Source organism: Pseudomonas sp. NPDC096917 (assembly GCF_044762555.1).
GTDB lineage: Bacteria > Pseudomonadota > Gammaproteobacteria > Pseudomonadales > Pseudomonadaceae > Aquipseudomonas.
Genome location: NZ_JBIWEO010000001.1, coordinates 488,386 through 498,390, shown reverse-complemented (window position 1 = coordinate 498,390; position 10,005 = coordinate 488,386). Strand labels below are relative to the sequence as shown.

Below are 10,005 nucleotides of genomic sequence, written 5' to 3'. Positions count from 1 at the left end.
CTGCGGTTTGAAGATGAAAAGGGGGTGGAAGAGATCTACGTCCACGCCGAGAAAGACCAGAACATCCATGTCAACCACAACGAAACCACGTTTGTTGGCAATGACCGTAGCGAACGGGTCGACCACAACGAAACCATCTCCATCGGTGACCACCGCACCGAGGACGTTGGCAAAAACGAAACCATCCAGATCGGCGCCAACCGCAGCGTGACCATCGGCGGCAATAAAGCCGAGACCATCGCCCTGGCCAAGGCCGAAACCATCGGGCTGGCGAAGGCGCTGAGCATTGGCGCGGCCTACCAGACCAGTGTCGGTGCGGCCATGAACACCTCCGTCGGCTTGAGCCAAAGCGAGCAGGTGGGCATTCATAAATCGGTCGTGGTGGGCAAGAAATTCACCATCGATGCCGGTGATGAATTCACTGTCACGGTGGGCAAATCCACCTTGACGATGAAGTCCGACGGCACGGTGCTGATCAACGGCCGCACCTTCGATTTCAGTGCCACAGGCGCAGTGCAAATCAACGGCAAAGACGTTGATATCAACTGAGGAGGCGTCATGGAATTTCGTAACCTGACGCCCTTCGATGCGTTGTGTTTCAGCGCGCTGGGCGTGGACGATCAAGAGTATCCCGTGCTGGCCATGAAGGTCGGCTATCGGTTGCTGCCCATCGACGGCCAACCGGGGCAGTTCCGTGCCGAAGTGATGGATGACGCACCTGTGCCGTTGTGTACTGGCGACACCTATTACGGCGCCGACGGTAGCAGCAGTGTCTGCGAAGAAAGCGACCTGGCACCCTTCAAACCACGCTGCGATGTCATCGTGGTGGGCCAGGCGCATGCGCCGCAGGGCCTGCCCGCCGCCTCATGGCAGGCAGGTATCCGATTGAGCGTGCCGGTAGCGCCCTTGCACATAGACGTGCCGCTGCCCAAGCCGCTGAGCCCCGGCGAACCGTTGAACGAATACCAGCTTCAGGAATGGCAAGCACGGCGCATGGCCGCCGCAAAGGCCTGCGCCAATGCTCCGAGCCGCCGCAACCTGCTGGACAAGCCATTGCGTTTCACCGGGCCACGGCAGTTCAAACACAGTCTGTTCGGCGGCTGGCAACTGACCGAGCCGCAGCCCACCCTCAGCGTTCCGCTGCGCTGGGAGTATGCCTTTGGCGGCAGCAGCGTGGTGCGTAATCCTGAGCATCCGCTCGTGCCCGACAGTCCCGAATACCTACTCAACGAGGTCTGTTACAGCAACCCACTGGGCTGCGGCTGGATCGAAAAACGTCAGGAGGCGTTGGGTTTCAAACTGGATGCGCCGCTGCGTGAACGGCCCGCGCCGCAGATCGAAGCGCCCGACTCGCCGGTATTGCACCTGGACAGGGCCAACCATCCCGAGGGAGGTGGTTGGCATGAACCTAAACCATCAGCCTTGGGTAATAAAGGCGCAAATAGCGCCATTGGCGGAAGCTGGGGGCAAAAAGGCCGAGTAAAACTACTAGGTTCTGTACGAAAAGTAATGTCGTAAACACCGCATAGCACAGGCCAACGAAACCATCGCCGCATAACTTTTCGCGAGTTTGTCGAAGCGCGTGACGATGCGGCGGTTCTCCTTCAGCTAGCCAAACATACGCTCGATGATGTTGCGCTGTCGGTACTTAGGCCGATCAAACAGCCTTGGTAATCCCGGTTTGGGTTTGCGCTTCATGCTGCGTAAAGGAATCACCGGTTGCATCCGATACCGGTCGCAGTACCGACGCAGCGCTTCGGCGTCATGGCCTTTTTCCGCCAGTATCCATCGACAGCGTTTGCGAGGGCGACCACGCAAGCCGGGTATGTAGGCCTCATCGAGCAACGGCTGGGCGTAAGCAATGTCACTGGCCTGTCCGCCCGATAATAGAAACTTCAGCGGGACACCGTTCGCATCGCACAGCATATGAATTTTAGTGGTCAGGCCGCCCCGGCTGGGCCCGAGCGCGTGATCTTGTGGTTCTTCAGGCCCCCTTTTTTCCCAGCACCAGATGAGGCCCGGGTTGCTCGTACTGCAGTGGAATCAATCATCCAGGTCTCCAGATCAATTAACCCTTGCTCGTTGAGCTTGATGTGAAGCCTCTTGAACATCTGATCAAACGCTCCTCGATTGCGCCAATCACGAAAGCGCTGATAAACCGTCGACCATGGGCCAAAGCGCTCAGGCATATCTCGCCAGGCAGCACCAGAACAGAGCACCCAAAGGATGCCGTTGAGCATAAAGCGGTCATCTGTTCTTGGGCGCCCGCTGCGGCGGGGTTCATAGAAAATGTCTGCAACCAAATCCCAGGCTGCGTCGGGGAGTTCGTACGTTTGGCCATCGTGGGCTCCTGCCTTTGATGGTCGAGGACTTTAATGAGTCTCAACGCAGATGGAATTCAAATTGGTTTCGAATGATTTCGTACAGAGCCTAGGACCTACTGATAGTGACCTCATCCAGACGAACGTTAGCTCTGTCTACAAGAGGTACGACGTTCAAAGGCCCGCTCGAACGAAATGCAGAACTCAAAGATGCCTTACTCCGTCACTCGCGGCCTATACACACTAACAGCGAGATCATTACAAGGGCGCTGACCGATCAAATAGAACTGATCGGCATAGCTAATAAGGCACGGTTCAGACAAATACCTTCCAATCGTGCGATCCAAGTGCGTAGAGATCTCTTTGCGACCGGAGCCATCGTATATCTCACGAAGGATTTCAGTGACAAAGTGTTGATCGGCTAGCGTGCGCGAAGCGCAAACAAGGAATTGGCCACGCACGGAAAGTGCAGGCGAGCCCAGTACGGTGTAATACGGTGAACGGTAAAAAAATTCCCAACGCTCCGGGAGCAATGCCCCCACGTACAACTCATTATTCGTCCCGGTAATAGCCATATGCAGCAGGTTATCAAACAGGGCTAACGAAGGGCTCCCTTTAATATTGATACCTGGGATTTTTATTGAGCTCTTCCATTCAAAATTATGAAAGACCTTATGATAGAGCTCGCCGTTATACGTGCCTTGTACTGCCAAGTGCAAGGTGTCCCCAAACCCCAGAGCGGCGGGAGCAGTGTCAGTCAGCACCCCGGGAACCACGCCTTTATGCGACCATTCAGTACCTGAAAAAACATGATAATGAACCGTTTTATCGAGCACGGTATTGAAGCAAAACAAGTGCCCATCGTGTACCGTCACGGCCGGTCGAAGACGTGTTAATCCAGCGTATGTGAAATCCTCCTGCTTCTCGACAATCAATGTGTTATCCGGCCTTTTGCTGAACACACGGTAGCTCAGTGCCAGGTGATCCGGCTCTTTTTCAGACATGAAAAAAGCATGCACTTTACCCATGAATTCAACCGCTGAAACACCGCTACAAATACCGGTATTTTCAATCGGTAGAATCAATTCCCACGATTGAGTCCACACTTCGTTAGTTAAAGGCGCGTGCACGCCTGATTGGTGCTCATCCGTCATTTATTTACCCTTTAATAGAGTGATTATTAAAAGCAGCACCCAAACAATACAGAGCACTCGCTTATTTCATACTGTGAACCTCGCCTTAATAGGCGAGGCTCATGCACACAACTTAATTCATCTTCACCTTGCAAAGGTCATAAATAGATATACCAACACTGACAGTTCCACGCGTTGTTATTAAAACTCATCCCTGGGTGGTCGAGGGTCAACTTCCCCACCCGTGTGTTCAGCAGATGGCGCTACGTCAATGGTTGCACCCGGCGTCCAGTCCTTGTTCACCAACCCTGGTAGAGACCATTGAGCACTGATGACGAGTACTTCAAGCTGGCCGACATAAGCCACCCGTCGCACATACCCCAGAGCGCTTATACGGCCGGCCTCTAATGAGCTCTGAAGCGCCTGACCTGCGTCTCTGAACAGTTGGTCTTCCAAGTCCTGAGACACATCACTGGTGCGGTAACGCAGCAACGCGCCATCGCGGGTTGAGAGGTACAACGGTGGGAACGCGGGAACAGGAGAAACCCGGGTCGTTGACCCATGCAGTTTTAAAATCATTGCGCCTAAGTCTTGCGGCGAAAAGAAGTTGCCATACACCTGATCTCGCGTATGCCTTACCGGGATCTTTGGCGCGGCAAGATAGAGGGCGCAGGGATAAAACCCAGGTGCAAATGAGCCCAAAGGTGTTTCGTGCGATAACAAAAAGTCACCGAACCGCGTATAGCGCTTGCCATTCACCGGCTCCACAACCACGAATTCGTCGCCCTTCATGCTCTGCAATACACAACCGCTTTGGCGCGTTTTACGCTCACCCATATTGTGATGGGCATAGCGCATTGCATCTTCCTCGCTCGAGAAGATCTGACTGTAAATCAGGCCTGCATTCGGTCCACGCGCCTCTGTTGGCGGTTGAGGCCTCCAGGTTCCCGTGACTTGGCCCCGAGGCCCCCACAGCGTGCTGGGTACCAAAACGTCCAATTTGCCCGCACTCGCCACTTCGTGAATGTAAGCTTCGGGCGTGAGTGCATTCGCCCTGAGCCCCGTCTCGATTGCATTGGATTTAACCCTTTGCGGGTGTTTGGCTGGGGGCGACAACTGAGTGTTCAAAAGCCTTTCTACCGGGCTTTGGTTAGTCGTGTACTTCAACAGGGTGCCGTCATGGGCTGAAAAGTAATGCACGCTGACGCCCAGCCGCTCCTTGAGCGCTTCAAAAAGCAGATGGGGTGCGATCATGGTGCGGTTCAATTGCTCGCTCACTTCAGAGCGCCATAACTGCAAAGGTCGAACGCGATGAGACTGGTAAATACCCACCAACCGGCTGCGCAGCGGCACCCGCGAAGTCCGGCCGGAGGTAAACAGCGCTTCAGGGTCGAAGATTTCAGTCAGGACGGGCACCGGCAGAGTGGAGAAAAAACGCCCATCCAGCCCTTGATACACCAACCCGCCATAGACAGCATCGACTCGCTGAGCAATGTGCTCGTGGGCATACCGCGCCGCCTGATCGGCGTCCAGAAAAGACGGGCTTAACGACAGGGGAACAACGTGCTGATAAGGGTGCCAGTGCGACTCAACCCGGCCCATCGGGCTCCATTGATCGCTGGTGCGGACAATACTTAATTCACCGGCATTGGCCACTGACTGAATATACGAAAGCGTCGGTTCAACGTCGGCCAGCAGATTTCTCGCCAGCTCCATGTCGCCCCCCTCAGCGGGCGGCAATTTAGCGAACAGCTTTTGCTCGTCTGCCGACAGCACCGAGACGTACCTCAGCAAGGCGCCATCACGGGTTGCTATGTACAGAGGGAGCGACCGATGAGCGGTGCCAGAGCCTAACCTCAACGCAACGCCAATCCCGGTTTCAAATGTGCGGGGGTGGATGAAATTTTTGAACAAGGACGTCTGGACTGCCGGGACCTGCTGCGGATCGTGATATTCACCTTCACATCCATAGACCGCCATGATTTCGTACCCGGCAGACAGCAGCCGGTCAGTGTCGCCATCTGTACCAAGGGCACGCCGCACCAGAAAATCCATGGCTCCGGTTACAGGCTCGGTAACCATATACTGCTGGCGTTCGGCATGGCGCAGGATAAATCCGTAATTGCTTTCAGGCGTCTGCCTGATGCGTGAAATCATGTCATCCAGTGCGGCCTCTTCACTGGATAAAAGCGGGCCGAAAGCAGGCCGTTGAAGAATCACAGGGTCAATGTCCACAATGCCCGTAGCGCGGTACACAGAGAACGTTGAATCAAGCACCCCGATTTTTGAGTGCCAGACCTCGGTGGCCTGTATGACACTCAAGGTTCCGGATGCAGCCAGTTCGCGCACGGCATCAACCACAGAAGTAAAAGGCTCGGTTAGGGTTTCAGCCGCGCTGACCAGCTTCTTGATCAAGCGCTTTTCTGGCTCCGACCCACTGCTTTGATACTTGATCAGTGAGCCGTTCAAGCCCGATAAATAGTGGATGGATGCAAAACGGCTAATACCCAACATGACGTACAAGTCAGGGGAGATAAAAAATGAAATGCGCGTGGCAACCTCTTCCGGGCTGCCGCCATAGCCATGTTCGACTTCACTGTAATGGGCGTCACCCGAGTAATAAAAGGCACAACAGGTATAGCCATCCGGGTGTTTGAGCTGGCCAAGAGAATCTGTTGATAAAACAGACCACGGCTCAAACCGACCTGTTTCACTCGTGACGGGATGCGTAGAAAAGTAGTGACCATTGTCTTTGATTAAAATACAGCCCGTGTAGGTGGCATTCCTGCGGTCCCCAATGAGTTCATGAGCGTAGCGCGCAGCATCATCTACGGTCTGAAACGGCGGGCTCAAGTGGGGAAGTTTGCGCGTCACATCAGGTGGAAACCAACGCGAAGCGTGAAGTGTTGTTTGATCGGTCATGGCTCAAGTCCTTATGAAGGGGTACGGTTTGGCGCAATCACGCTAATCGTCCCCTTCTTCACTCAGACTGAGGCGGTACATAGTTAATGCAGCATAAGCTTCGTCGGTGTATTAACCGCCAGGGTGCCTTTCGACGAGGTCGTCAGCACACACGCGCGAAGCCTTAAAGTTCGTCCCGCGAGCTGTCCGAGGACGAGCGCAGCCAAGGCAGAACAAGGCTGGGTTTCACAGACTCTCGCCCCTTCCAGTCGGCCGTTATCCAGCCAGTGCGAGGCCAGTTTGCGCTGGTATTTACCACCACCAATTCGCCTGAATTGACCAGTTTGCCGATGTATTCAATTTCGGTTTCACGCCCCTTTTCGACCCAGTCCTGATTCAAATACTGGTTTTCCCAATAGTCGGAACCCTGAACCAACTGGCACAAGTCATCTTCGGCCTCACCAGGACGCCCCACGTATTTCAATAAAGAGCCATCATTGCCTGACGCAAAAGCAGTATTCACTGAGAACTCCAGCCGCTTAAGGCTCTTGGTCATATAACAAATATCCACTGGCCAAAACGTGTGATCGACCCAATTGCGTTGCCCCGGCCTTGCAAGGCTGGGCTTTACCGGGGGTCTCGCATAGCAGACCGCTACCGGGCCATAACCGTCAGGTAAAACCGGCATGGGTCGCGAACTGCCGGATGAACGTTCAAACAGCGCATTGAGAAAAACCTGGTCCTGGGCCCTTGCGCTAATGCCATTGATCTGCGGCTCCAACGCTACGTAGAGACTGTGTGCCGACGAAAAAAAAACGGCACCTACAACATCATGCGCATGGGGACGAAGGATTTTTTGATGGCTATAACGCGCCGCATCATCGATATGACTGAAGGCAGGCCCCAATGCAGGCACATTGGGCGCCGAACCAGTGTGTGTCAGCATCTCCAGCGCATAGGGCCGCCAACCTGTTGTCACACGCCCTGTCGTGGCCCAGAGACTATTGGTCAACAAGACCTCCAACCGGCCACTGCCCGCTATTTTGCGCACGTAATCAGGGGCGCGAAGCGTGTGGGTGTTCAACAGAGTGAGGATGGGCGTGTTGGGCCCCCAGTGACTGTCCAGATCAAGCACTGTGTTGAGGTTGTCGGCACGGTAGCTCAGCAGGGCGCCATGATGGGTGGAAATAAACATGGCCGGATAATGAACCTGCCCGGCGGTGTGGTCACGAACGGTGCTCGACAGGACAGCCAGATTCACGAGGTCTGTCGGGGCAATAAAATCCGCATAAACATCGTCGTTCCGACGTGCAGCAGGCTCTTTAGGTGTGGCCATATAAACCGAATCGAACGTAAACCCGGCAGGCAAATCGTACGATTGGGAACCGAAAGCTCTCGGAAAAATCGACCCTGGCAGCGCACTGCGTGCAGGCAACGGTTCAGTGGCGATGTAGTGATCGCTGCTCAGGCTTTTGAGGATTACGCCGAATTGAGTTTGGGCTCGCTCGCCCATGCGCCCATGCACATAGCGCATGGCGCTTTCAGCCTGGGTGAATAAAGGGCTCATGGCAGGCTGCAGGCTGGCCTCGTAGGACGCAGTGACCGTTTGATCAGGCTTCCAATCTGGCTTGAGCTTGCCGCGATTGCCCCATAACGGGCTGCTGACTACCACATCAAGATCGCCCACTCGCGCCACCTGAGCCACGTACTGGCTCGGTTTTAGAGCTCCGGCGCGCAGTTTGACGCTCAGCGGATTGTTATAAACCTGTTCGGGATGCTCCTCGGGCGGGGCAACTTTAGAGAGGAATATTTTTTCCTGCTCCGTGCCGTTGCATGTGTACTTGAGCAGCGCGCCATCCTGCGCAGAAAAATAGCGTGAAAAGCCAGTACGCTCCAGCATGGCTGCGCGCAATTCATGGGGGGCAAACATGTTGCGATTGAGCCGTTCTTCACTTGCAGAACGCCAGAGCTGCAAAGGCTTAATACGGTGGGTGTGATAGGTCGCGACCACTTGGTGCCCCCACGGCTTCAAGCCGCGGATTTCCGGTGGGAACACCTTGTTTGAGTCAAACGTCTCGGTATTGACCGCCAGCGGTTCAGTCGCCACGAAACGGCCGTCTTCACGACGCAAAACAAGACCTCCGTACGTCATGTCCACTCGGCAAGCAATAAGCTCATGGGCATAGCGCGCAGCATCGTCCATCTCAATAAACACAGGGCTCAAGGGGCGTCGCATCAGCCCTTCATAGGGCTGCCACGTTGATTCGACACGCCCTTCACGCCCCCACACTTCACTGCCACGCACGATGTCCAGGTCACCGGTGTGTGCCAACGAGTGGATCAAGGCGTCAATTTTCTCGACACCCGACAGCACGTTGTGCAGCAGTTCCATGCCGCCACCTTTACTTTCCGGCAATTTAGCGAAGAGGTCTTTTTCAACCGGCGAGGACCAGGAAACGTACTTCAACAGCGCCCCGTCCCGGGTGCCGATATAGAGAGGCAATGCATAAATTTGATCGTCAGGCGTCAACTCCCTTGCCTTCAAAATCCCCTTTTCAAGCGCCTGCGGATGCAGAAAATTTTTATACACCGTGGGCTGTTCAGCCGGGATCTGTGACGGATCACGGTATTCACCATCGCAGCCGTACAACGCAAAAATGGTAAACCCTGATGGCAATTCAGGATGATCCTGCGTGCCTTTGGGGCATACGCGCTCAAGGTCAAAATCCATTTCCCCCGTCACCGGCTGCGAAACGAGGTAGGTCTGACTGGTGCGACTTTTAAAAATGAATAAATAGTGTTGATCGGTCAGTGTCTCGGTACGTGTTCGGGCGTATTCAAGCGCCAGTCGTTCGCTGGTCAGCAACGGTCCAAAAGCAGGTCGCTGCACACTCACACCCTCGACGACAGCGGGCTGGCGGGTAGGCGTAAAGAATTGCGGGGTTAGCTTTCCCACCTTGCCTGCCCAGATGTCAGCAGACTGAATAACGTTCACGTGCAACGTATCAGTGACCTGTTTAACAAACTGAATCATCTCGGTGAGGATTTCGCTGTCCTCTTGGGCGTGTGAAAGGAACTCGAAGAGGTCGCTTTCGCCTGATGTGGCACTGGTTTGGACCTTGAGCAACGAGCCATTGAACCCTGATAAATAATGAGCCGAGGTAAACCTGGCCATTATCAAAATGGCGTGTATGTCTTCGGGCAGAAAAAAGTTGGCCAGTATTTGCACGTCTTCTTTTGTCACCCCTGTAAAAGACGAGTGTTCCATGGCCAAAGCATGACGGCGCGAATGGTAGAAGGCATAACAGGTATAGCCCGGCGGCTGGATCAGTTGGCCACGGGTATCGGTCGAAATAAATTGAGTGACCGTGAATGTATCCCCCGCCAGCTTCTCGGGCCGTGATGTCACATAGCGCCCTTGAGCGTTTTTCAGAATGACCCCGCCGTAACCTGAGTCGCGATGATCGCCTATGAGCTCATGGGCAAATCGCGCCGCATCATCGGGACTGATGAACGCCGGGCTTAATGTCGGCAGACGGCCAATGATCGACGGTGGAAAAGACAAAGCAGGAATTTGATAAGTAGGGCCCATGGGATTTCAGCTCCTTCATTGGGTCGTGATCGGCACATGCGCGAACGGCCCCATGATT

General features: G+C 54.7%; 5 protein-coding genes and 1 pseudogene. 2 read left to right on the top strand and 4 right to left on the bottom strand.

Annotated features, from left to right (window positions below):
* Both ACIQYF_RS02165 and ACIQYF_RS02160 read left to right on the top strand, forming a co-directional pair.
* The coding region (locus tag ACIQYF_RS02165) for a bacteriophage T4 gp5 trimerisation domain-containing protein (RefSeq protein WP_402856140.1) at positions 1-549 on the top strand (549 nt) is incomplete at its 5' end.
* Positions 550-558: 9 nt separating this feature from the next.
* Entirely contained in the window at positions 559-1,518 is a 960-nt protein-coding gene (locus tag ACIQYF_RS02160) for a DUF2169 domain-containing protein (RefSeq protein ID WP_402856137.1), read from the top strand.
* On the opposite strand, the pseudogene ACIQYF_RS02155 reads toward ACIQYF_RS02160, so the two are convergent.
* The 4 genes and pseudogenes from ACIQYF_RS02155 to ACIQYF_RS02140 form a co-directional block, all read right to left on the bottom strand.
* Positions 1,489-2,303 (bottom strand): annotated as a pseudogene (locus ACIQYF_RS02155) (IS5 family transposase). The gene ACIQYF_RS02160 and the pseudogene ACIQYF_RS02155 overlap by 30 nt on opposite strands.
* Positions 2,304-2,536: 233 nt before the next feature.
* Complete coding sequence (locus ACIQYF_RS02150) at positions 2,537-3,475, bottom strand: hypothetical protein (protein ID WP_402856134.1); 939 nt, start codon at positions 3,473-3,475, stop codon at positions 2,537-2,539.
* 180 nt (positions 3,476-3,655) lie between these two features.
* The gene (locus ACIQYF_RS02145; protein WP_402856131.1) at positions 3,656-6,376 is read right to left on the bottom strand and encodes a hypothetical protein; all 2,721 of its coding nucleotides are present in this window, start codon (positions 6,374-6,376) and stop codon (positions 3,656-3,658) included.
* Positions 6,377-6,539: 163 nt separating this feature from the next.
* Positions 6,540-9,947 carry a hypothetical protein gene (locus ACIQYF_RS02140; RefSeq protein WP_402856128.1) on the bottom strand — a complete coding sequence of 1,136 codons (3,408 nt, stop codon included), beginning with the start codon at positions 9,945-9,947 and terminating at the stop codon, positions 6,540-6,542.
* Positions 9,948-10,005 lie beyond the last annotated feature (58 nt).

Bases quoted from the DNA above. Each gene is read 5' to 3' on its own strand.
- ACIQYF_RS02160 (WP_402856137.1), top strand. From the start codon at position 559: ATGGAATTTCGTAACCTGACGCCCTTCGATGCGTTGTGTTTCAGCGCG.
- ACIQYF_RS02140 (WP_402856128.1), bottom strand. From the start codon at position 9,947: ATGGGCCCTACTTATCAAATTCCTGCTTTGTCTTTTCCACCGTCGATC.
- ACIQYF_RS02150 (WP_402856134.1), bottom strand. From the start codon at position 3,475: ATGACGGATGAGCACCAATCAGGCGTGCACGCGCCTTTAACTAACGAA.
- ACIQYF_RS02145 (WP_402856131.1), bottom strand. From the start codon at position 6,376: ATGACCGATCAAACAACACTTCACGCTTCGCGTTGGTTTCCACCTGAT.